Source organism: Rhodopseudomonas sp. (assembly GCF_013377015.1).
In the GTDB taxonomy this organism is placed as follows: domain Bacteria; phylum Pseudomonadota; class Alphaproteobacteria; order Rhizobiales; family Xanthobacteraceae; genus JARJEH01.
Genome location: NZ_JACABA010000002.1, coordinates 532,199 through 553,559, shown reverse-complemented (window position 1 = coordinate 553,559; position 21,361 = coordinate 532,199). Strand labels below are relative to the sequence as shown.

Genomic DNA, 21,361 nt, shown 5'->3' with positions numbered 1-21,361 from the left:
CGCGCGGTGTTGATGAAGCCGGACGGGCCGCGATCGAGCGGTCCACCGGCTTCTTGTTGTGGGCGGCTATTGTTGGGCCGGAGTGCTGGATATGAGGCGGGTTGTCGTCACAGGCCTTGGCATGGTTTCGCCACTCGGCTGCGGCGTTGAGGCGACCTGGAAACGTATCCTGAACGGCGAAAGCGGCGCCAAGCAGATCGACACGTTCGACGTTTCCGATCTGACCAGCCGGATCGCCTGCGTGGTTCCGCGCGGCGACGGCACCGACGACACCTTCAATCCCGATCAGTGGATGGAGCCGAAAGACCAGCGCAAGGTCGACGATTTCATCATCTACGCGATGTGCGCCGCCAAGCAGGCGCTCGACGACGCCAATTGGCATCCGTCGACCGAGGAACAGCGTTGCGCCACCGGAACGATGATCGGTTCGGGGATTGGCGGGCTGGCCGGCATCGCCGACACCGCCTTGCTGCTCAAGGAACGCGGACCGCGGAAGATTTCGCCGTTCTTCATTCCCGGCCGTCTGATCAATCTCGCCTCCGGCTACGTCTCGATCGCGCACGGGCTGAAAGGTCCGAACCACGCCGTGGTGACGGCCTGTTCGACCGGCGCGCATGCGATCGGCGACGCCGGTCGCCTGATCGCGCTCGGCGACGCCGACGTGATGGTTGCGGGCGGCACCGAATCTCCGATCAGCCGTCTGGCGATGGCGGGATTCTGCGCCTCCCGGGCGCTGTCGACTGGCTTCAACGACACGCCGCAGAAGGCATCGCGGCCTTATGACAAGGATCGCGACGGCTTCGTGATGGGCGAGGGTGCCGGCATCGTCGTGCTCGAAGAATACGAACACGCCAAGGCTCGCGGCGCGCGCATCTACGCCGAGTTGATCGGCTACGGCATGTCGGGCGATGCCTATCACATCACCGCGCCGACCCCCGACGGCGACGGCGCCTTCCGCTGCATGAGCGCGGCGATGAAGCGCGCCGGGATTTCGGTCTCGGATCTCGATTACATCAACGCGCATGGCACCTCGACGCCGCTCGGCGACGAGATCGAACTCGGCGCCGCGCAGCGGCTGCTGGGCAATACGGCACCGACGGTGTCGATGTCCTCGACCAAATCCTCCACCGGCCATCTGCTCGGCGCAGCCGGCGCGGTCGAGGCGATCTTCTGCATCCTGGCGATTCGCGACAGCGTCGCGCCGCCGACCATCAATCTCGACAACCCGTCGGTCGACACCGCAATCGACCTCGTGCCATGGAAGGCCCGGCCGCGCGAGATCAATGTCGCGCTGTCGAATTCGTTCGGCTTCGGCGGCACCAACGCGTCGTTGATCGTCCGGCGCGTAGCCAGCTAGCGCGCGATGCGAGACCTCCACCGTTTCGCCGCAATCGCTGCTAAACCCTAAGACATCGCGCCCGCGGGCGCGGTCTGGAATGGTTCCGGTCGGGCGGCGATCACCAAGTTCAGGTGTGGCGCCGGCTCTGAAACACGCTAAAGGAATCTCCGCAGGCGGGGCCGCGTTCGAATCGGAACCGGCGCGCACCGGCGAATGCGGTCGTTGCGACAAGTCAGAATTGAACCGACAGGACTCAGGTTGCACCGATGAGCGAAAGGCCGCCGATTTCACCGAGAAGCCCGCGCGCAGCGTTGGAGCCCGAGCAGGTTCCGCCGCCGCCGAAGCGCTCCGATCGCGCCCGCAATCCGTTCATCGTGATCGGCAATGCCATCATAACGGTGCTGCTGGTGGCGATGCTCGGCGCCGGCGGCATCTACGTCTACGGCAAGCAGAAGATCGAGGCGCCGGGGCCGCTCAAGGAAGACAAGGTCGTCAATATCCCGCAGCGCGCCGGAATGGGCGACATCGCCGACATCCTGCAGCGCGAGGGCGTGATTGACAACAACCGTTGGGCGTTCATCGGCAGCGTGTTCGCGTTGAAGGCGCGCGCCGACCTGAAGCCCGGCGAATATTCGTTCCAGAAGAACGCCAGCCTCCGCGACGTGATCGGCACCATCGTCGAAGGCAAGGTGGTGCAGCACGCGGTGACGATCGCCGAAGGCCTGACCTCCGAGCAGATTGTCGCCAGGCTTTCGGAGAACGAGATCTTTTCCGGCACCATTCGCGAAATGCCACGCGAGGGCACTTTGCTGCCGGAGACCTACAAGTTTCCGCGCGGCACCACGCGCGAGCAGGTGATCCAGCGCATGCAACGCGAGCAGAAGCGGGTGCTGGCGGACATTTGGGAACGCCGCAACCCGGATATTCCGGTGAAGACGCCCGAGCAATTGGTGACGCTGGCATCGATCGTCGAGAAGGAAACCAGCAAGGCGGACGAGCGCAGCCGGGTCGCCGCGGTGTTCGTCAACCGGCTGCGACAAAAGATGAAGCTGCAATCCGATCCGACCATCATTTATGGATTGGTGGGCGGTAAGGGCACGCTGGGACGGCCGATCAAGCGCAGCGAGATCCAGCAACCGTCGCCCTACAACACCTACGTCGTCGATGGTCTGCCGCCGGGGCCAATCGCCAATCCCGGCCGCGCGTCGCTCGAAGCCGCCGCCAATCCCGCGCGCACCCGCGATCTGTTCTTCGTCGCCGACGGCAGCGGCGGTCACGCCTTCACCGAGACCTACGACCTGCACCAAAAGAACGTTGCCAAGTTGCGCGCGCAGGAAAAGCAGCTTCAGAACGATACCGTCGAGCCGGCGGATGACACCCCGCCGACCGCTACGATCGCGCCGGACGCCAATGCCTCCGCGGCGTCGGATAAATCCGAACCGGCTGCGAAGCCGTCCAAGAAACGTGTGCGTGCCGGCGCCGCCCGACAATAGCATCGATGGTCAAGACGCTCACTTTCCGGGCGGTCATGGGCTATGGTCGACGTCGTCGTCCGAACGAATCTCACACCTGAAATCTGCGGAGATCATCACGCGATGTCGTTGTCGAGCATGACCGGGTTTGCGCGCAGCCACGGTAGCAGTGGGCCCTATACGTTCGAATGGGAATTGAAGTCGGTCAACGCCAAGGGCTTCGACTTCCGGATGCGGCTGCCGCCCGGCTGGGACGATGTCGAGCTGGTCGCTCGCAAGCGCGCCGCGGAATTGCTGTCGCGCGGCACGGTCTACGCCAATCTGAGCGTCAAGCGCGCGGGCGCGCTGTCGACGGTCCGCATCAATGAAGAGGTGTTGAATTCGATCCTGAAAGTCGCCGCCGATCTGGCCGGCAAGATCGATGCGGTGGCGCCGAGCGTCGACGGGCTGTTGGCGATCAAGGGCGTGATCGAGGTGGCGGAGCCGGAAAGCGACGAGGCCGAGGACAAGGCGGCGCGGGTTGCGGTCGAGGCCGCGTTCGAGCAGGCGCTGGCCAGCCTGATCGAGATGCGCAAGCGCGAAGGTGTAACGCTCGGCGAAATCCTGTCGCTGCGGCTAGACGAGATCGAGGCGCTGGCGAAGAAGGCCGAGGCCGCGCCGGGGCGCAAGCCCGAGGCGGTCAAGGCCCGTCTGGCAGAGCAGATCGCGGCGCTGCTCGAGGCATCGGACCGTTTCGATGCCGACCGGCTGCATCAGGAAGCCATCATGATCGCCACCAGGGCCGACATTCGCGAGGAGCTCGACCGCATCGCTTCGCACATCGCCCAGGCTCGCGAGATGATCGGCAAGGGCGGCGCGGTCGGCCGCCGGCTGGATTTCCTGTCCCAGGAATTCAATCGCGAGGTCAACACCTGCTGCTCGAAGTCGAACGATCTGGAATTGACCAACACCGGGCTGGCGATGAAGAACGTGGTCGAGCAATTCCGCGAGCAGGTGCAGAATCTGGAGTGATCATGACGGCCTCTGGGCACGGCTTCGAAAGTCTCGAGCGGCGCGGGCTGATGTTCGTGCTGTCGTCGCCGTCGGGCGCGGGCAAGACCACGCTGTCGCGCCTGCTGATCGAGCGCGTATCCGGGTTGAAGATGTCGGTGTCGGCGACCACCCGGACCAAGCGTCCGGGCGAACAAGAGGGACGCGACTACTACTTCGTCGATCATGCCCGGTTCGAAGCAATGGCTGAAAATGGCGAATTGCTGGAATGGGCCAACGTGTTCGACAATCGCTACGGTACGCCGCGCGCGCCGGTGGAAATGGCGCTGGCGGCCGGGCAGGACGTGCTGTTCGACATCGACTGGCAGGGCACCCAGCAACTGCGCGAGAAGGCCCGCGACGACGTCGTCAGCGTGTTTATTTTGCCACCCTCGGCCGCGGATCTGGAAAAGCGGCTGCACACCCGCGCGCAGGATTCCGACGAAGTGATTCGCGGTCGGATGAGTCGTGCCAGCCATGAGATGAGTCATTTCGCCGAATACGATTACATCGTTATCAATCACGACATCGACGAGGCCTTCGCCGAGGTGCAGTCGATCCTGAAAGCGGAGCGGCTGAAGCGTGAACGCCGCACCGGGCTGACCGCCTTCGTGCGCGATCTGCAGAAGCAGCTGGAGCGGTAGTCGCAACGTTAGGCAAGACAGACTGCGGAAAGGCGCGAGTTCAATGGACCATACGAAATACTTCGTCCGGACCGTCGTTTTCGCCGCACTCTGCTTCGGCTGCGCGGCCGCGCACGCCAACGATACAATGGCGGCGCTGACGACCGGCGGTCTGGTGTTCCAAACCAATCCGAATATCGAAATGCGCTCCGAAGATCTGTCAATCTCGCGCAAGCGGATCGACGTCCGTTACCGCTTCTTCAATCACGCCAGCGTCGACCAGACCGTCACCGTGGCGTTTCCGCTGCCGGAAGTGGACGCTCAGGAAGCTAGCAATATCGCGGTGCCGGATGACGATTCCGACAATTTCCTGCAGTTCCGCACATTGATCGACGGACGCGAGGTCAACGCCCGGATCGAGCAAAAAGCGTTCCTCGCCGGCCGAGACGTCACCGCGCGGCTGCAGGCACTGAAATTGCCGCTGCAGCCCCGCGCCAAGAAAACTAACGCGGCGCTCGATGCGCTGCCACCAGACCTGGAGCAGCAGCTGACGAAGGAAGGGCTGGTCCATGACGGCTCCTACGACGCCGGCAAGGGCATGGAGAAGCATGTCGCGCCCGATTGGAGCCTGCGCACCACTTACTACTGGGAGCAGACCTTTCCAGCCGGTCGCGAACTCATCATCGAGCATAGCTACGCGCCGAGCGTCGGCGCAAGCGTGCAGACCGCCGTGGCGTCGAAGGATGCCAGCGCGCAGGAGAAGCGGGAGTATCTGGCGCGGTTTTGCACCGAGACTTCGTTCATCTCCGGCGTCGCCGCCATGACCAAGAAGAACGGCGGCGCGCCGCCGCCGGAATTTCGGATCGCCTATGTGCTGAAGACCGGCGCCAACTGGGCGGGGCCAATCGGCGATTTCCGGCTGACCGTGGACAAGGGCGAGCCGACGGCGCTGGTCAGCTTCTGCGAGACCGGGGTGAAGAAGGTCGGTCCGACCACGTTCGAAGTGCGCAAGACCAATTTCACGCCGACGCGCGATCTCGACATCCTGATCGTCGACCTGTCGCCACAATAACGGTCAAGCCGCCGCTGACCTCGCGCGGCCGAGTCGTTCGGGCGGTCGCGCTCAGCCCGGTCGTTTGGCGGCGCCTGACAGCAATCGTTCGATTTCGTCGCTGCGGTCGAGCGCGGCGTGGCGCTCGCGCGCGATCTTGATCCAATTCATTGGCGACTCCGCGGGCTGCTCGGTCAAGGGCAGATCGTGCTCGACCGCGCCCCAGATGTCGGGCCGGCCATTGGCGTCGCGCCGGACCGCCGGCCTGCTGCCGCCGAATTTCATGACCGCCGCTACGGTCAGGCCGGCCACAGCCAACGCGGCCACCAGCGCGCCGAGCAGCGTCCAGATCGAACTGCCGGCGGGTTCCGTCGACGGGGCCACGGCCGGTGCTGCGATGGTCGCGGGCGGCGGCGCTTCAGCGCTGGCGATGGCCTGCGGAGCCGCGGTGGCGGCGCCCGACTCGCGATCGGCCGCGCTGAGCGTGTTGCCCTGATCGGCCCAGCGCCCCGCCAGCTGCCAATTCGGCGCGGTCATGGCTTGCGGGCCGGTCGCGCTGGGGTCGGACCCGGGGTTCGGGAATGGCGCAGTGGTCGGCTGCCGCGCGGGGTCCGGTGAGGGGGCCAGTTCGGCACGGGCATTCGCCACCGCCGGCCGCAGCGCGGCGCGGGCTTTGGGCGCCGCCGGCGTCTCCGGGGCGCGGTCCGCGGTCGCCGGGTTCGCCGCGGACGGCTGCCCCGCGGCGCGGACGTACCAGCAATTGCGTTTGCTGGAGCGGTCGACCCGGTAGTACCAATGACTGCCTTGCGGCGCCGCGGCATTCGGCTTGGCCAGACATTCGGCGGCGGCATGCGCGGTGAAGCCGGTGATCGCCGGCAATACGACGCCCGCCGCAACTCCCACGAAGACGATCGATACGAATTTCGCGGTTCGATTCTTCATTGCATCCCCCGATAAATTGACACGACTGAAACGGGACCCTGAGGCTCCCGTTTCTGGGTGGAAAATGGGGTCGCAATAAGCCGCAAATCCGGACGGTATTAGGCAAGAATCTGGCCGCGGACGCGGGCTCCTTGGGTGGAGTCCGCGCCGCAACTACGCGCGATGACGGCGCTTAGTTCTTCAGCATGATGCGGCCGACCACCTTGCCGGCGCGCAGTTCGTCGATCCATTTCTGGACCTCGCCCATCGGCTCTTCCTTCATCGGCGTCGGCTTGATCTTGCCAGCGCGCGCCAGCGCCATCAGTTCCTTGGCTTCCTCGAGCGTGCCGACCATGAAGCCTTCGATGGTCATGCGCTTGTAGATCCACTGCACCATCGGCAGACTGAAATTGCCGCCCATCAGGCCGGACACCACGATCTTGCCGCCGCGCGCCACTGTGGCGACCGCAAAATTCATCGACTTGTCGTTGCCGGCGAAGTCGACCACGGCATCGAAGCCGCCTTCGGTCTCCTTGATGATGCGCTTGACCACGTCGGGCTCCGACGGATCATAGGCGAACGACGCGCCGTTCTGCAGCGCGGTGTCGCGCGCCGCCGGGCTGAGATCAGCGACGGAAATCTTCTGCGTGAACATCGCTTGCGCGAACGACAGCCCCATCATGCCGACGCCGCCGAGACCAATCAGCAGGATATTGCGCTGCCGCGGCCGGTCGACCAGGCGCTTCAAGGCGCCATAGGCGGTGATGCCGGAGCACATCAGCGTCGCGGCGACGTTGACCGGCAGCGGATCGTAATCCAGCAGATACTTGGCGTCCGGCACCAGCACATGTGTGGCGAAGCCGCCGTCGATCGAGACGCCGAGAAAGCGGTTCTTGGCGCAGAGGTTTTCGTCGCCGGCGAGGCAATCGCGGCATTTGCCGCAGCCGATCCAGGGGAACACCGCTTTCTTGGTGCCGATAAGATCCTTGGAAGCATCAGGGCCGACTTCCTCGACGACGCCGGCGATCTCGTGGCCGAGCGTGAACGGCAGCGTCATGCCGCGCGTGGTGTCGAGCTTCTTGCCGCCGCCGAGGTCGGCATAGCCGTCCTGGATGTGCAGGTCGGAATGGCACAGGCCGCAGCGTTCGATCCGCACCAGCACCTCGTTGCCCTGCGGCTTCGGGGTATCGACGATGGTCTCGCACAGCGGGGCATCGAATTTGACGAGCGATTGGCGACGCATCAGCGCCATGGTGTGTCTCTCCCTTAAGCCAGGTTTGGTTTTGTGGTCCGTATATCGGTCAATTCATTGGCCATGGCAACAAAGCCCGAGACCGGGACGGTTTCGGCGCGGCGGGAGGCATCGACCCCGGCCGCCGCCGCCAGCCGTGCCGGATCGACGCCCAGCGATTTCAGGCTCTGCCGCAGCATCTTGCGACGCTGGCCGAACGCCGCCGCCGCGACCTGTTCCAGCGTCCTGCGGTCGCACGGTTGTGGCGCCGCGCGCGGCAGCAGTCGCACCACCGAGGAGGTGACCTTGGGCGGCGGTACGAAGGCCGCCGGCGAAATGTCGAACAGCATCTTGGTTTCGGCGCGCCAGTTCGCCAGCACTGCGAGCCGGCCATAGGCTTCGTCGTCTTCGTGGGCGACGATCCGCTCGGCGACCTCGCGCTGGAACATCAGCACCATGGTGTCGTACCAGGGCGGCCACGGCTCGACGCTGAGCCAGCCGATCAGCAGCGGGGTCGCGATGTTGTAGGGCAGGTTGGCGACGATCTTGGCGCGCTCGCCATGCAGCAATGGCCGCGGATCGAATTCCAGTGCATCGGCGCAGATGATTTCGAGCCGGCCGGGATAGTGCGCGGCAATCTCCTGCAACGGGCCGAGCGCGCGCTCGTCGCGCTCAATCGCGATCACCCGCTTGGCGCCGAGCGCCAGCAGCGCGCGCGTCAACCCGCCCGGGCCGGGACCGATTTCGATCACGGTGGAATCCTCAAGCGGACCCGCGGCGCGAGCGATCCGCGCGGTGAGGTTGAGGTCGAGCAGAAAATTCTGGCCCAGCGCTTTGCGCGGCGCCAGATCGTGCCGTTTGATCACGTCGCGGAGCGGCGGAAGATCGTCGATCGTGTTCATGCCGGTTGTGCCGCCGCCATGCGCGCCGCGAGCCGCAGCGCCGCGATAAGGCTCGACGGATTGGCGCGTCCGCTGCCGGCGATATCGAAGGCGGTGCCGTGATCGGGCGAGGTGCGGACAAAGGGCAGGCCGAGCGTGACGTTGACGCCTTCGTCGAACGCGATGGTCTTGATCGGGATCAGCGCCTGGTCGTGGTACATGCAGATCGCGCAGTCGTAGTTTTCGCGCGCGGCGGCGTGAAACATGGTGTCGGCCGGCAGCGGGCCGCGCGCCTCGATGCCGGCGCGGCGCAGGATCTCGACCGCCGGCGCGATGATGGCGCGGTCCTCGCCGCCGAGCGCGCCGTCTTCGCCGGCATGCGGATTGAGGCCGGAGATCGCCAGCCGCGGCTGGGCGATGCCGAAGCGGTTGCTCAGCGCCGCTGCGACGATGCGCGCGGTCGAGACGATCAGATCGGTCGACAATTGAGCAATGGCGTCGCGCAGCGAGACATGGATAGTCACCGGCACCACCGCGAGCGAAGGGCACCACAACATCATCACCGGCTGCGGCGCCTGGCCGTCGCCGCCAGCAAGGGCGGCGAGAAATTCGGTGTGACCGGGATGCGCGAACCCGGCCTTGTACAGCACGCTCTTGGCGATCGGATTGGTGACGATCGCGGCGGCGCGCCCCGCCGTCACGTCGGCGACGGCCTGTCGGATCGAGCCGATCGCGGCGGGTGCGCTGGAAGCGTCGGGATGACCGGGACTGGCGGTCGCGCGATCGCCGGTGCCGACCACCGGTAGCGCGCGGGCGAAGTGATCGATCGCCTGTTCGGGGCGCACATCGGCGCATGCGACGTCGAGCCCCAACGTCCTGGCGCGTTGCGCCAGAAAGTCGCGGTCGCCGAGCAGGTAGAACGGCGGAAGGTCGAGTTCGTCGCGCCGCAGCCATGCGGCGAGCGCGATATCCGGACCGATTCCCGCGGGTTCGCCGAGCGTCAGCGCCAGAGGTTTTGCCATGTCGCCGACCTGAATGCCTTCGTGTGCGAGGTTCGCCGGACGCGAACGCCGACGCCTATTTTGCCGAGCGGTACTCGATCATCGCCGCCTTGCGGATTTCCTGCAGATAGGCTTTCGACTTCGTTTCATATTTCTTGGAATACAACTTTTCCCGGATCTCTCGCTTCTTCGGCGTGTCGGCGGTGGTTGGCTTGCGGCTGCAAAGCACGACCATTTCGATCCCCCGCTTGGTGACCTCGGGTGGGGTCAGATGGCCGATTGGTGTCTTGTCGAGAACCTCGCGTAGCACCACCGGCAGATCAGCCGAGGTCTTGGTGACGGTACTGCGAATGGCGGCATTCCGCATGGTCTTGAAGAGGTTGTTGGCCTCGTCGCAGCTCTGCACGCGCTCGCGCAGCGTCTCGGCCTCCTTGCGTCGGGATTCCAGGTCCGAGCCGCGCGGGGCGATCAGGACCACCGGCTGCATCTGGTATTCGAAACTGTCGACCTCCTGCTTGTCCTTGCTGTCGAGCAGGGCTTCGACGTCTTTCTCGCCGACCAGCAGGCTGTCCTTGAAGCGACCGCGCACCAGGCTGGTCCAGACCATGTCGGCCTTCATCCGGCTCTTCAGCGTTTCCGGGCGAACACCCTGGCTCTCCAGCGACTTGGTCATTTGCTCCGGCGAGATCCGCAGCCGCGTGGCCATGCTCGCGAACGAAGCGTCGATATCCGAGGCGCTGGGATCGACGCCGAATTTCTTGCCTTCCTTGATCTTCACCTTCTCGTCGATCAACTCGTCGATCACTTGCTGACGCGTCGGAGTCTGACGGGTCGAGACGACGAGCAGCTTGGTGCGCTGCTCGATGTCAAAGTTGGTGATCGGTTCGCCATTGACCATGATGGCGACGGATTGAGCGCGCGACGAACCCATGCCGACCATCAGCATCACGGCGCAGCACAGCAGTAGGCAGAGGAGGCGATTACGAAGCATTGTCATCATGGTCAAGTCTGCCATCCAGCGAATCGAGGTTTGCCCTGTTTCGAATGCGACGCCATGGCGCCGCGATGGCGCATCTCCGCGCTATTGGCCCAACGCGCCGCTCGCTGCGCCAGTCAGGGTCTGCTGGACCGCGCCCATACCGAGCGTCCGTAGCCCGATCTGCAGCATCACCGAGTGACTGAGCGTCGGCGCCGCAGCGTAGTTGGAGTAAGCATACGCGGTCACATAATTCAGTGCCAGAACGAAACAGTCGTCGACGTAACCGGCACCGACGATATATTGGTCGATCTTGCTGGCCTCAAGATCCCAACGGGCGCCGCCGGAGACTACCCAATTCGATGCCAGCTTGATGGACGCGGTGCCCAAAATGCCTTGGCGTCGTGTCAAGAACCCGAGATCCGGCTGCGCCGCATAATTTCCGTAGATCATACTGACCGACCAGCGATTGAAATTCGCGCTGGCCTCGGCTTCAAAGCGATTGACGTCGAGCGTCGCCTGATCCAGTCGCACTCGTGTGGTGAACTTGTAGGTGCTGTTGGGCGAGTACGACACCCGGCCGACATAGTCCGAGCGCGGCGTCGTCAGTCCGGAGTCGACCCCGGTATTGGTCAGATCCCTGACCGCGAATGAATTCATTCCGAACAACTGATAGGACTGGCCGAACAGCACATTGATCGCGCCGCCGCGGTCGAATTGCGTGGTGGCCTGAATCCCGACATTGGCGCGTCCGCCACCTTCGGCGCGGTCGTATCCGGAAAACTTGTCGACGCTGAACAGGTTGCTGGCATCGAAGATCATGCTTTGCGCGTCTTCGTTGGGCAGCTTGCCGGCGTAGGTTTCGTTCGGCCGGACGATCACCTGTGCGATCGGTTCGATCGTCGTGGTTCCCCAGGGCTGAACGTTGATGAAGGGATAGCGATATTCGAGGCCGACCGTCGGCATCACGCGCACCGTCTGGGTGTCGCCGACCGGCAGGAAGTTGGAGACGCCCGGCTGATTCGAGATCGATGCGTCGATCGCATCGGCGCGAAGCGAGGCGAACGGAGTCCATATCTGTCCGTAGGGGTCGGTGAAGGAACGCCGCCACTGCGCCTCGGCGGTCAACCGCGAATAGGTGCCGGGAACGCCGCGTAGCAGGCAGCTCGCCGGCATCCGGGCCAGCGGGTCGGCCGAAGCCGACAGACACAGGCCGCTGGTGTTGGCGATCGTCGTCACCGGATCGAACGCGGCGTTCTGCCGGCTGATGCTGGTCAGGTTGGTCTTGTAACTGAATTCGCCGCCCAGGATCGAACGATCCAGCACGTTCGAATAGTCGATCACCGGATGCACGACCGGGATCTGGGCCTGGATGTCGGCTGCGGCAAAGCCGAGATAGTAGATCGTGCGCGCATCGAAGTAGCTGCGGTTGCCGACGCCGGTCAGATATAGCTGCGAGACGCCTTCGGTCGTTTGCGTCAGGAACGAGCCCCAAGCGTCCTTGTACTGCGACAGCCGATAGTCGACAAAAAACGCCTTGTCGGACAAGGCCACGGCGTCCCAGCCCCAGACCCATTTGTCGTTCAGCGCGAACTGGCCCTTGGACTCGACGCCACCGCGAAACGCGCGGTCGCCCGGCTGTCCGGCGAAGGTCGACTGACTCATCTGGTCGATGCCGTAGGCGCGAATTTGATAGGCGCCATCCATCAGGCGCTGCCGGAACTCACCCTGCATCAGCAAGCCCTGCTTGGTGGTGTAGCGCGGCGACAGCGTGAGGTCATAGTCCGGCGCCAGCGCCCAGTAGAACGGCGTCTCGAAACCCGAACCGAAGGTGGTGTTGGTGGTGTAGAATGGCATCAGAAAGCCGGTCTTGCGTTTGACCGTCGGATCCGGCGTCGAGAAATACGGCAGATAGGCGAGCGGCACGCCGAAGAATTCCAGCTGCGCGTTCTCGAAATACAGCATCTTTTCAGTTTGATTGTGGATGATCCGCGCGCCCTTCACCTGCCAAAGCGGCGGCTTCTTCGGATTGTCCTTGCAGGGGGCGCAGGCGGTATAAACGCCATTCTGAAACACGTTGTAGTTGCCGTCGGTGCGGTCGGCACGCGACGCGGCGATCCGGGTTTGATCCGCAGTATCGACCCGCAGCGAATCGACAAAACCGTCACGATAATCGTCGCTCAGATCGATCTGGTTGGCATAGGTGATCCTGCCGTCCGCGTCCGTCATGCGGACATTGCCCTCGGCCTGCAGCCGCTTGGTCTTCTGGTCGTAGACGATCCGGTCGGCCTCGACATTGGTGCCGTTGTAGAACATCTGCACGTTGCCGACCGCCGACACCCGCGAGTTGTTGTAGTCGTAATTGACCTCGGTGGCCTGCACGAACATCTGGCCGTTGTTTTCGGCCGGGCGAGGGGTCTTCGGTCGGACTGGAGGCTGGTTATAGGTGAAGCCCTGGGCAGAAGCTGGCGTTGCGGCGGTAAGATCAATTGCGCCAGCGAGCATGATCGCCAGCAACTGGCCCAGCCACACAGCCATGGCTCTGCGACCGCCGCGCATGATAATGCGCTGCCGAAGCGTGGACAGCTTTCCTTGGAGGGCGGCGATAACAGCCACTACCCGTCCTCCTGGTACAGCAAGGCCAAAAAACCAGCGAGGCCACCCACCGAGACAGGTAGCCACGCCGCAGCGAGCGGATGCATTAACTCAGCCTTGCTCAAATCCTCGGTTACTTTCGACAGGATATAGAGCAGAAAGCCTGCTGCCACGCCACTCAAAACCATCTTTTGCACGCCGCCGAATCGAAAGAATCGCAAGCTTACAGAAGCCGCTAGCATCACCATTGCGGCCAGCAAAAAGGGCTTCGCCAGCAGCTTATGGTACTGCAGGCGATAGCCTGATGTGGCGAAGCCGGAACTCTCGGATGACCGGATATAATTCGGCAGTTGCCAAAAGGACACACTCTCCGGGGTGGTGAAATTGTTGCGGATCTGGGCCTCGGTCAGCGTGGTCGCCAGCCGGAAGGTCTCCTCGTCGACGGGAAGCGCCCCGAGCGTATAGCGGCGCACATTCTTGAACAGCCAGAAGCCCGGCTCCAGCGTCGCCTCGCGGGCTTCGATCCGCTCCTTGAATTGGAAATCGGGCTCGAAACGGAACACGGTCAGTCCGCTGAGCAGCGTGCCCTGTCGCTGGCTCCGCGCCGCATTGATGATGGCCTGGCCCTCATTGGTGACCTGATTGATCCAGAAACCGTTGGCGTCCTGCAGCCCGCCCGCGCCGTTGCCGAACAGTTCCGCCTCCATCTGCTTGGCGCGTTCCTGCATGTAGGCCGACATCGGATTGAACACCGTGCTGGCGAAAACGCCGAGCGCCAGCGCGCTCCATAGCGCCGGCGAAATGAACTGCCAGGCGGACATGCCGGCGGCGCGCGCGATGACCAGTTCGAGACGGCGCGACAGTGCCAAATAGCAGCTCATGCCGCCGATCAGGATGCAAAACGGCATCATCCGTTCGAGCAATTGCGGGACCCGGTAAAACGACGCCTGAGCGATCACGAAGGCCGAGACGGCGAGCCCGCCGGCGCGTCGCAGCAAGTCGATATAGTCGACAAAAACCAGCAACACGAACAGACCGAAGAAGACGCCGAGCGAGGCCGACACGAAGCGGCCGGCGAAATAGCGCCCGAGAATGCCCCCCATCTCAGGCCCCGCTTTCGGATGGCTGCATCCGCCGGACGAGCCGCGCCAGCGAAGCGCTCAGCGCGTCTAATCCCTCGGTCAGCTTTGCCGGCGGCTCGATCACCACATGGCGTGCGATCACCCAAACCCCGCCCGAGATCGCAGCGGCCAGCAGCAGGTACTGAACGGCGGCGACCCATAGCGTGTTGTTGGTCATGACCGAACACGCAAAGCCGGCCAGCCGCACGGCGAAGGCCACGAAGATCGCGCCGACCATCGAGAAGTTTCGGCTCTGCCTGGTGGTGCGGGGCAGGCCCAGGAACATGAACGCGATCGAGGTGAACACGAACGGATAGACCGATGCGAGCAGACGCTCGTGCATTTCCGCGCGAAATCGGACCGGCAGCGCGATGTAGAGCGGATCTTCTTCCGCGGGCCACATCAATTCCCACAAATAGCGCTCGCGAATTCCATAAGTAACGTCGCGGGCGCGGGAGAATTTGGACATATCGAACGCATAGCGGCTGAACGCGACCAGCGCCGGATCGTTTTTCCCGACTTCGAATCGCTGGAGATTGCCGTCCTCGAGAACGAGGAACGATCCATCGTCGTTTTTCACCACCGAACCGTGATCGGCGATGATGCTGACGCGCTCTTTGGGGTCGCGGCGGTCGTCGATGAAGACGCCGACCAGCAGCCCGCCGGGCTGCCGTTCGCGCACCCGGATGGTCAGATTCGGCTCGATCTGCGCGAAGCGCCCAGGTTGCAGGATATTGGCAAGGATGTCGGCGGTGATCTCGCTGTCCCAGCGACTGATGCGGCGAAGCCCATCCGGCGCGATATAGGCGGAAATAACCGTGACCAAGATCGAGACCGCGATGGTGGCGTAGATGAACGGGCGGAACAGACGGATCGGCGAAAGCCCGGCGGCGTTCATGACGATGATTTCAGAATCGGTGGCGAGCCGGTTGAGGCTGTGGGCGACCGCGATCATCAGCGCGACCGGAGCGATCACCAAAATCAGCACCGGAACGGCGAGGCCGGTCAGACCGAGAAAGGTCACGATGGTCTGGCCCTGACTCGTCATCAAGTCGATGCCACGCAACGCTTGGGTAATCCAGATCACGCCGGTCAGGCTGGCCAGGACCACCGCAAACGACGTCATCGTCGTGCGAAAAATGTAGCTGTCGACAGACCCCATCAGTCGGTACGATCCCCGTTTGATCCGAAACCAGCCGACGCCAGGATTCAGCGAATCCCCCCATGGCAGCCAAGCTGGCTCCGGTCCCAGAGTGGCATTACCATCTGTTTGATCTGTCAACAAAATGGCTGAGCTGTGATGCGGTCGGAATATGGTTAACGTTCACCGGAGTGTCGCCCGAAAGACACGTGTCGCTATGTCGTAACGGTGTCTGGGCACCGTGGGGTGGCGATCGTTGCCAGCGGCGATTCGGCATGTGGTTCGACGCGATCCGAGGCCGACTCGACCGAATCGGCCGCGCGCGGTTTTTCCAGAGTTTGAAGGTGGTTCAGAAGCTGCCTTGACATAACGGCTCAGGAAACCAAAACCTCTTGCAGACCATTGCGCAGCGGAACTCTGTTACCCTGCGCCAGCCCTGATTTGGAGGATTGCCCATGTCCGACGCCGTCAAAGTCGGCTTCGTCCCGTTTTCCGCGAGTGCCCGCGGCACGTTGTTCGTGTTCTGTGACGACGCCCTGAAATTCGGCGTGGCGACCGGCAAAGCTCTCGGCGCGGCGGCGAGTCTCGTCAAGCGCGCGGCGACAACCAACCAGTTCAAGGGTAAGTCGGGGTCTGCTCTGGATATTCTGGCGCCGGAAGGCCTCAAGGTCGGCCGGCTGGTGGTGGTTGGGACCGGCAAGGCGGCGGCGATCAAGGATCACGACTTCCTCAAACTCGGCGGCACCATCGCCGGCAAGATCAATGCGGCCAGCGACGCCGTCACGGTGATCGCGGAGCTGCCGTCGGCGGCGCTGAAGCCGGCGCAGGCCGCGGCGGTGGCGTCGGGCATCCGGCTGCGGGCCTACAAATTCGATCGTTACAAGACCAAGAAGAAGGACGACGAGCAGGATCCAGTCAGGGCCAATGTCGCAATCGCGGTCGCCGACGTCGCCGCGGCGCGCAAGGCGTTCAGCCCGGAAAGCCATGTCGTCGACGGCGTCATCATCGCGCGCGAACTGGTCAACGAGCCGCCGAACGTGCTGTATCCGGTCGAATTCGCCCGCCGTGCGGCGCAATTGCGCAAGCTCGGCGTCGGTGTCGAGATCCTCGACGTCAAGGCGATGACGAAGCTGAAGATGGGCGCGCTACTCGGCGTCTCGCAGGGCTCAAGCCAGCCCGGCCGCACCGTGATCATGCGCTGGAACGGCGGCAAGCGCGGCGAACAGCCGGTCGCATTCGTCGGCAAGGGTGTCTGCTTCGACACCGGCGGCATTTCGATCAAGCCGTCGGGCAGCATGGAAGACATGAAGGGCGACATGGGCGGCGCCGCCTGCGTGGTCGGGCTGATGCACGCGCTCGCCGCGCGCAAGGCCAAGGTCAACGTGATCGGTGCGATCGGCTTGGTGGAGAACATGCCCGACGGCAACGCCCAGCGTCCCGGCGACATCGTCACCTCGATGTCCGGCCAGACCATCGAGATCATCAATACCGATGCTGAAGGCCGTTTGGTGCTGGCCGACGTGCTCTGGTACGTGGCGAAGAAGCACAAGCCGAAATTCATGGTCGATCTCGCCACGCTGACCGGCGCGATTCTGGTCGCGCTCGGCACTGAGCACGCCGGGTTGTTCTCCAACAACGATCAGTTGGCGGAACGGCTGACCGCGGTCGGTTTGTCGACCGGCGAGCGGGTTTGGCGGATGCCGATGGGGCCCGAATACGACAAGATGATGGATTCGCAGTTCGCCGACATGAAGAACGCCGGCGCCCGCAATGGCGGTTCAATTACGGCGGCGCAATTCCTGCAACGCTTCGTCGATGGCACGCCGTGGGCCCATCTCGATATTGCCGGCACCGCGATGGGTGCGCCGAAGACCGAGATCAACCAAAGCTGGGGATCGGGCTACGGCGTCCGGCTGCTGGATCGGCTGGTGGCGGAGTATTACGAAGCCAAGAAGTAGTCGCGCGCGATGACCGAAGTGCTGTTCTATCATCTGCAAAACATCACGCTGGAGCAGGTGTTACCGCCGCTTCTGGAGAAATCGTTGGAGCGTGGCTGGCGGGTCGTGGTGCAGGCCAGTTCGGAAGAACGTACAGATGCGCTGGATGCGCATCTGTGGACCTATCGCGACGATTCATTTCTGCCGCATGCGAGCTGGCGAGTAGCGGATGCGTCGCATCAGCCGATCGTACTGATCGCGGAGGACGGCAATCCGAACCGCGCCAATGTCCGCTTTCTGGTCGACAACGCCGCCTTGCCCGCCGATCCGGAGGCCTATGAGCGGATGGTGCTGGTTTTCAACGGCGACGATGCCGATGCGTTGGCAATGGCGCGCGCCGCCTGGACCGAGAGCAAATCTCGCGGCTTCGAGGTCACCTATTGGCAGGCGGACGAGGCCGGTCGATGGCGGCGGCGGAATTAGCGATAATAAGAGGTTAATGATATTCTGCGTTGCTGGGACGGCGCGATATGGCCATGGTCGTGCCGTAAATTGACGATTATACAAGCGCTTAAGCCTTGGGAGTGGGACCAACTTGATCGTGCGGCAGCATTCTTCTCATCGATACGCCCTGGTTGCTCTGGTGCTGACGGCTCCGCTGTTTGCCGGCTGCTCCGGCACGGCCGACATGTTCTCGTCCGATTTGCTGTCGCGGGATGCGGCGTGGTTTTCGCGCTCTGGTCGACTTTTCATCAAGAACGTCTCGATCGAAACGCCGCCGCTGACGCCGGACAAGCCGGTGACTCCTGACGACCTGATCAGCGCCGACGGCATGTGTCCGGGAATGGCGCCGCCGCCGGGGCCGAGTGAGGCCAATGCCTTGTCGGACAGCGATGCGACGGCCGCGGCGCCCGGGCCGGCGACGCGGCCGGGAGTTGTGGCGCTCGGGCATACCGAGTGCGACGTCGCGCGCGGCGCCGGCGTTCCCAACGAGGTCAGCATTTCGGCCAATGGCCGCGGCGACCGCGTCGCGCTTCTGACCTATTCGAGCGGTCCGCGCGCCGGCATCTATACGTTCACGGCCGGACGGTTGAGCTCGATCGAGCGCGGACCGGAGCCGCTGGTGCAGCCGAAGGCCGTCAAGCCGAAGGCGAAGAAGAAGCACGCCGCGACCTGAGTGACCTTCGTCGCCGTGGCTTGAACTCGGTTCAGCCGTTCGCCTCATCGTAGGATGAACTTGCCGCCAGCCATTGCTCTTCGGCGCGCTGAAGCGCGCTCTCGGCGCCGGCGCGCGCCTTGCTGAGCTGCGCCGCCTGTTTCGGATCGCGCTTGAACAGATCCGGCAGCGCCAGCGCGGTGTCGATCTTGGAAATGATCCCAGTGATGCGTTCGATCTCGGCCTCGGCATCCGAGATCTTCTGCTTCAGCGGCACCTTCTTTTCTGACTTGGCACGCGCCGGCTTGTCGCGGCCGTTGCCGCGCTCCTGCGCGTTGCCGCCGCGGTCGCGCGAACTGCTGCGCATGCCGCGCGACGACAGCACCATGCGGCGATAATCGTCGAGATCGCCGTCATACGGCGTGACCTTGTGATCGGCCACGATCCACAATTGATCGGCGCAGGCCTCGATCAGATAGCGGTCATGCGAGACCATGATCACGGCGCCGGGATAGTCGTTGATCGCCTCGGCCAGCGCGGCGCGGCTGTCAATGTCGAGATGGTTGGTCGGCTCGTCGAGGATGATCATGTTGGGGCCGAAGAAGGTCGCGAGCCCCAGCAACAGCCGGGCCTTCTCGCCGCCCGACAGGCTTTTCACGATGGTGTCGCCAGCCTTGCCGGAGAACCCGATCGCGCCGGTGCGGCCGCGGATCTTGGTCTCGGTGGCGTCCGGCATCAGCTTGCGGACGTGGTCGTAGGGCGAGCCGTCCTCGTTCAATTCGTCGAGCTGGTGCTGGGCGAAATAGGCAATCGCCAATTTGTCGGCGCGGGTCACCGAGCCGGAAAACGGCGCCAGTTTGTTGGCGAGTAGTTTCACCAGCGTCGTCTTGCCGTTGCCGTTGGAGCCAAGCAAAGCGATGCGATCCTCGGTGTCGATCCGCAGCGTGACATGCTTCAGCACCGGGTGCTTTTTGTCGTAGCCGACGGTGACGTCGTCGACAGCGATGATCGGCGGCGACAGCATCTTCTCCGGCGCCGGGAAATGGAATTCCTTGACGTCCTGCGTCACCAGCGCCGACACCGGCTTCATCCGCTCCAGCATTTTCACGCGCGACTGCGCCTGGCGTGCCTTCGAGGCGGTGGCCTTGAAGCGATCGACGAAGGACTGCAGATGCTTGCGCTGGGCTTCCTGGCGTTTGGCGTTTTTGGCGTCGAGCGCTTCCTTGTTGGCGCGGAATTCCTCGTAGCCGGAATAGGTGCCGCGGTAATGCACCAGCTTGCCGCGATCCAGATGCAGGATCTCGTTGACCGAGGTGTCGAGCAGATCGCGGTCATGGCTGATCACGATCACGGTGCGCGGATAGTTGGCCAGATGGTCTTCCAGCCACAGCGTGCCTTCGAGATCGAGATAGTTGGTTGGCTCGTCGAGCAGCAGCAGGTCGGGCGCAGAGAACAGCGTCGCGGCCAGTGCTACCCGCATCCGCCAGCCACCGGAGAATTCCGAGCAGGAGCGGACCTGGTCGGCGGTGGAGAAGCCGAGGCCGCTGAGGATCGCAGCGGCGCGCGACGGCGCCGAATGGGCGTCGATGTCGACCAGCCGGGTCTGGATCTCGGCGATCCGGTGCGGATCGTGCGCGGTTTCGGCCTCAATCAGCAGCGCGTCGCGCTCGAGGTCGGCCTTCAGCACGACTTCGAGCAGACTTTCGGGGCCGTTCGGGGCTTCCTGGGCGAGGCTGCCGATCCGCCAGCGCGGCGGCAGCGAGATGCTGCCGGTCTCGGTCGGTAGTTCGCCGCGGATGGCATGAAACAGCGTCGACTTGCCGGCACCGTTGCGGCCGATGAATCCGACCCGCGCGCCAGGTGCGATCTGCGCTGAGCCGTGATCGATCAAAAGCCGTCCGGCGATCCGGATCGAAATGTCTGTGATTGAAAGCATTCGGCGTTTTGACCGGGACGGGGGTCAAACGCAACAATTATTGGATCAAATCTTCGCTCAGCGCCGGCGCGGCGGCCCGCGGAGGGCTCAGTTCTGACGGTCCGGTTCGTGCAGGCTTTGACCTTCCCGGCGCCGCATCTCGTCGAGCAGGTTTCGCAGCGCGGAGGGCAGTTCGGAGCCATCGGGCCGCATATTGAGCCGCAAGCGTTCGCCGATCGCGCCACAGATCGACCGACTGGTCGCGCGATCAATGGTTTCGGAGTCGTCGGTGATTCGCATCTGCATCGCGAGTTCCATTTCGTCTGTATCTGGTCGCTGCATACCAAGTCTCGGGGGTGCCAATTGTTTCGTGCCAAATGGATTGCATTCCCAATCGGTGAAGATCTAGTGAAAGCCGACCGATCGCCGCCCCGGCGGCGCGGCTTGCCGTGCGGGAACAGCGTCGATATAAGCGCCGCAACCAACTGACCACCTGCGTATCAAGGACGAACTCATGGCGATTGAACGGACTTTCTCGATTCTCAAGCCCGATGCGACCGAGCGCAATATTACAGGCGCGATCAACGCCTTGATTGAAAAGGCCGGATTGCGGATCGTGGCGCAAAAGCGCATCCGCATGACCCGCGAGCAGGCCGAGACCTTCTATGCGGTTCACAAGGCCCGCCCGTTCTTCGGCGAGCTGGTGGATTTCATGACCTCCGGCCCGGTGGTGGTGCAGGTGCTCGAAGGCGAAAACGCCGTGCTCAAGCATCGCGACGTAATGGGTGCGACCGATCCGTCGAAGGCGGCTGACGGCACCATCCGCAAGCTGCATGCGAAGTCGATCGGCGAAAACTCGGTACATGGCTCCGACGCCCCCGAGACCGCGGCGATCGAAATCGCCCAGTTCTTCTCCGGCAACGAAATCGTTGGCTGAGCGTTGCCGCCAGTGATCACCGCGGACGCTGATCA

General features: G+C 63.7%; 19 protein-coding genes. 9 read left to right on the top strand and 10 right to left on the bottom strand.

Going from position 1 to position 21,361, the window contains the following annotated elements; genetic code table 11:
• Positions 1–91: 91 nt before the first annotated feature.
• The 5 genes from fabF (at position 92) to HXX15_RS10985 (ending at position 5,535) form a co-directional block, all read left to right on the top strand.
• Positions 92–1,357, top strand: a complete 1,266-nt coding sequence (fabF, locus tag HXX15_RS11005) for a beta-ketoacyl-ACP synthase II (protein WP_296515987.1) — start codon at positions 92–94, stop codon at positions 1,355–1,357.
• Positions 1,358–1,605: 248 nt separating this feature from the next.
• Entirely contained in the window at positions 1,606–2,832 is a 1,227-nt protein-coding gene (mltG, locus tag HXX15_RS11000; RefSeq protein ID WP_296515986.1) for an endolytic transglycosylase MltG, read from the top strand.
• A 102-nt stretch (positions 2,833–2,934) separates the two neighbouring features.
• The gene (locus tag HXX15_RS10995) at positions 2,935–3,822 is read left to right on the top strand and encodes a YicC/YloC family endoribonuclease (protein WP_296515985.1); all 888 of its coding nucleotides are present in this window, start codon (positions 2,935–2,937) and stop codon (positions 3,820–3,822) included.
• Between the two features lie 2 nt (positions 3,823–3,824).
• Complete coding sequence (gene gmk, locus HXX15_RS10990) at positions 3,825–4,484, top strand: guanylate kinase (protein WP_296515984.1); 660 nt, start codon at positions 3,825–3,827, stop codon at positions 4,482–4,484.
• A 43-nt stretch (positions 4,485–4,527) separates the two neighbouring features.
• Positions 4,528–5,535 carry a DUF4424 domain-containing protein gene (locus tag HXX15_RS10985; RefSeq protein ID WP_296515983.1) on the top strand — a complete coding sequence of 336 codons (1,008 nt, stop codon included), beginning with the start codon at positions 4,528–4,530 and terminating at the stop codon, positions 5,533–5,535.
• Between the two features lie 51 nt (positions 5,536–5,586).
• Here the strand turns inward: HXX15_RS10985 and HXX15_RS10980 are convergent, their stop codons facing one another.
• The 8 genes from HXX15_RS10980 to lptF all read right to left on the bottom strand — a co-directional run bounded on the left by HXX15_RS10980 (position 5,587) and on the right by lptF (position 15,402).
• On the bottom strand, positions 5,587–6,456 hold the full coding sequence (locus tag HXX15_RS10980; RefSeq protein ID WP_296515982.1) for a hypothetical protein: 870 nt from the start codon (positions 6,454–6,456) through the stop codon (positions 5,587–5,589).
• 172 nt (positions 6,457–6,628) lie between these two features.
• A complete protein-coding gene (locus HXX15_RS10975) occupies positions 6,629–7,687 on the bottom strand; it encodes an alcohol dehydrogenase (RefSeq protein ID WP_296515981.1) in 1,059 nt (352 codons plus the stop codon).
• Between the two features lie 14 nt (positions 7,688–7,701).
• Positions 7,702–8,568, bottom strand: a complete 867-nt coding sequence (gene rsmA, locus HXX15_RS10970; RefSeq protein WP_296515980.1) for a 16S rRNA (adenine(1518)-N(6)/adenine(1519)-N(6))-dimethyltransferase RsmA — start codon at positions 8,566–8,568, stop codon at positions 7,702–7,704.
• Complete coding sequence (gene pdxA / locus HXX15_RS10965) at positions 8,565–9,569, bottom strand: 4-hydroxythreonine-4-phosphate dehydrogenase PdxA (protein ID WP_296515979.1); 1,005 nt, start codon at positions 9,567–9,569, stop codon at positions 8,565–8,567. The genes rsmA and pdxA overlap by 4 nt, the downstream gene beginning before the upstream one ends.
• Positions 9,570–9,624: 55 nt before the next feature.
• On the bottom strand, positions 9,625–10,548 hold the full coding sequence (locus tag HXX15_RS10960; RefSeq protein ID WP_296516908.1) for a SurA N-terminal domain-containing protein: 924 nt from the start codon (positions 10,546–10,548) through the stop codon (positions 9,625–9,627).
• A gap of 81 nt (positions 10,549–10,629) precedes the next feature.
• Entirely contained in the window at positions 10,630–13,083 is a 2,454-nt protein-coding gene (locus tag HXX15_RS10955; RefSeq protein WP_296515978.1) for an LPS-assembly protein LptD, read from the bottom strand.
• A 56-nt stretch (positions 13,084–13,139) separates the two neighbouring features.
• Positions 13,140–14,222, bottom strand: a complete 1,083-nt coding sequence (gene lptG / locus HXX15_RS10950) for an LPS export ABC transporter permease LptG (protein ID WP_296515977.1) — start codon at positions 14,220–14,222, stop codon at positions 13,140–13,142.
• Between the two features lies 1 nt (position 14,223).
• A complete protein-coding gene (gene lptF, locus HXX15_RS10945) occupies positions 14,224–15,402 on the bottom strand; it encodes an LPS export ABC transporter permease LptF (RefSeq protein WP_296515976.1) in 1,179 nt (392 codons plus the stop codon).
• A 434-nt stretch (positions 15,403–15,836) separates the two neighbouring features.
• Here lptF and HXX15_RS10940 point away from each other — a divergent pair, with 434 nt between their 5' ends.
• From HXX15_RS10940 to HXX15_RS10930, 3 genes are all read left to right on the top strand, one after another.
• Positions 15,837–17,339 (top strand): leucyl aminopeptidase, encoded by a 1,503-nt coding sequence (locus HXX15_RS10940; RefSeq protein WP_296515975.1) that lies wholly within the window; start codon positions 15,837–15,839, stop codon positions 17,337–17,339.
• 9 nt (positions 17,340–17,348) lie between these two features.
• Positions 17,349–17,801, top strand: coding sequence for a DNA polymerase III subunit chi (locus HXX15_RS10935; RefSeq protein WP_296515974.1), 453 nt, complete (start codon positions 17,349–17,351; stop codon positions 17,799–17,801).
• Positions 17,802–18,006: 205 nt separating this feature from the next.
• Entirely contained in the window at positions 18,007–18,495 is a 489-nt protein-coding gene (locus HXX15_RS10930) for a hypothetical protein (protein WP_296516907.1), read from the top strand.
• A 31-nt stretch (positions 18,496–18,526) separates the two neighbouring features.
• On the opposite strand, the gene HXX15_RS10925 is transcribed toward HXX15_RS10930, so the two are convergent.
• Positions 18,527–20,410, bottom strand: a complete 1,884-nt coding sequence (locus HXX15_RS10925; RefSeq protein WP_296515973.1) for an ABC-F family ATP-binding cassette domain-containing protein — start codon at positions 20,408–20,410, stop codon at positions 18,527–18,529.
• A gap of 87 nt (positions 20,411–20,497) precedes the next feature.
• Entirely contained in the window at positions 20,498–20,695 is a 198-nt protein-coding gene (locus HXX15_RS10920) for a hypothetical protein (protein WP_296515972.1), read from the bottom strand.
• Between the two features lie 208 nt (positions 20,696–20,903).
• Here HXX15_RS10920 and ndk point away from each other — a divergent pair, with 208 nt between their 5' ends.
• Positions 20,904–21,326 (top strand): nucleoside-diphosphate kinase, encoded by a 423-nt coding sequence (gene ndk, locus HXX15_RS10915; protein ID WP_296515971.1) that lies wholly within the window; start codon positions 20,904–20,906, stop codon positions 21,324–21,326.
• The last annotated feature ends 35 nt before the right edge of the window (positions 21,327–21,361 follow it).

Coding starts and splice junctions, on each gene's coding strand:
- fabF (WP_296515987.1), top strand. CDS start 92: ATGAGGCGGGTTGTCGTCACAGGCCTTGGCATGGTTTCGCCACTCGGC.
- mltG (WP_296515986.1), top strand. CDS start 1,606: ATGAGCGAAAGGCCGCCGATTTCACCGAGAAGCCCGCGCGCAGCGTTG.
- HXX15_RS10995 (WP_296515985.1), top strand. CDS start 2,935: ATGTCGTTGTCGAGCATGACCGGGTTTGCGCGCAGCCACGGTAGCAGT.
- gmk (WP_296515984.1), top strand. CDS start 3,825: ATGACGGCCTCTGGGCACGGCTTCGAAAGTCTCGAGCGGCGCGGGCTG.
- HXX15_RS10985 (WP_296515983.1), top strand. CDS start 4,528: ATGGACCATACGAAATACTTCGTCCGGACCGTCGTTTTCGCCGCACTC.
- HXX15_RS10980 (WP_296515982.1), bottom strand. CDS start 6,456: ATGAAGAATCGAACCGCGAAATTCGTATCGATCGTCTTCGTGGGAGTT.
- HXX15_RS10975 (WP_296515981.1), bottom strand. CDS start 7,687: ATGGCGCTGATGCGTCGCCAATCGCTCGTCAAATTCGATGCCCCGCTG.
- rsmA (WP_296515980.1), bottom strand. CDS start 8,568: ATGAACACGATCGACGATCTTCCGCCGCTCCGCGACGTGATCAAACGG.
- pdxA (WP_296515979.1), bottom strand. CDS start 9,569: ATGGCAAAACCTCTGGCGCTGACGCTCGGCGAACCCGCGGGAATCGGT.
- HXX15_RS10960 (WP_296516908.1), bottom strand. CDS start 10,548: ATGATGACAATGCTTCGTAATCGCCTCCTCTGCCTACTGCTGTGCTGC.
- HXX15_RS10955 (WP_296515978.1), bottom strand. CDS start 13,083: ATGCGCGGCGGTCGCAGAGCCATGGCTGTGTGGCTGGGCCAGTTGCTG.
- lptG (WP_296515977.1), bottom strand. CDS start 14,222: ATGGGGGGCATTCTCGGGCGCTATTTCGCCGGCCGCTTCGTGTCGGCC.
- lptF (WP_296515976.1), bottom strand. CDS start 15,402: ATGGGGTCTGTCGACAGCTACATTTTTCGCACGACGATGACGTCGTTT.
- HXX15_RS10940 (WP_296515975.1), top strand. CDS start 15,837: ATGTCCGACGCCGTCAAAGTCGGCTTCGTCCCGTTTTCCGCGAGTGCC.
- HXX15_RS10935 (WP_296515974.1), top strand. CDS start 17,349: ATGACCGAAGTGCTGTTCTATCATCTGCAAAACATCACGCTGGAGCAG.
- HXX15_RS10930 (WP_296516907.1), top strand. CDS start 18,007: ATGTTCTCGTCCGATTTGCTGTCGCGGGATGCGGCGTGGTTTTCGCGC.
- HXX15_RS10925 (WP_296515973.1), bottom strand. CDS start 20,410: ATGCTTTCAATCACAGACATTTCGATCCGGATCGCCGGACGGCTTTTG.
- HXX15_RS10920 (WP_296515972.1), bottom strand. CDS start 20,695: ATGCAGATGCGAATCACCGACGACTCCGAAACCATTGATCGCGCGACC.
- ndk (WP_296515971.1), top strand. CDS start 20,904: ATGGCGATTGAACGGACTTTCTCGATTCTCAAGCCCGATGCGACCGAG.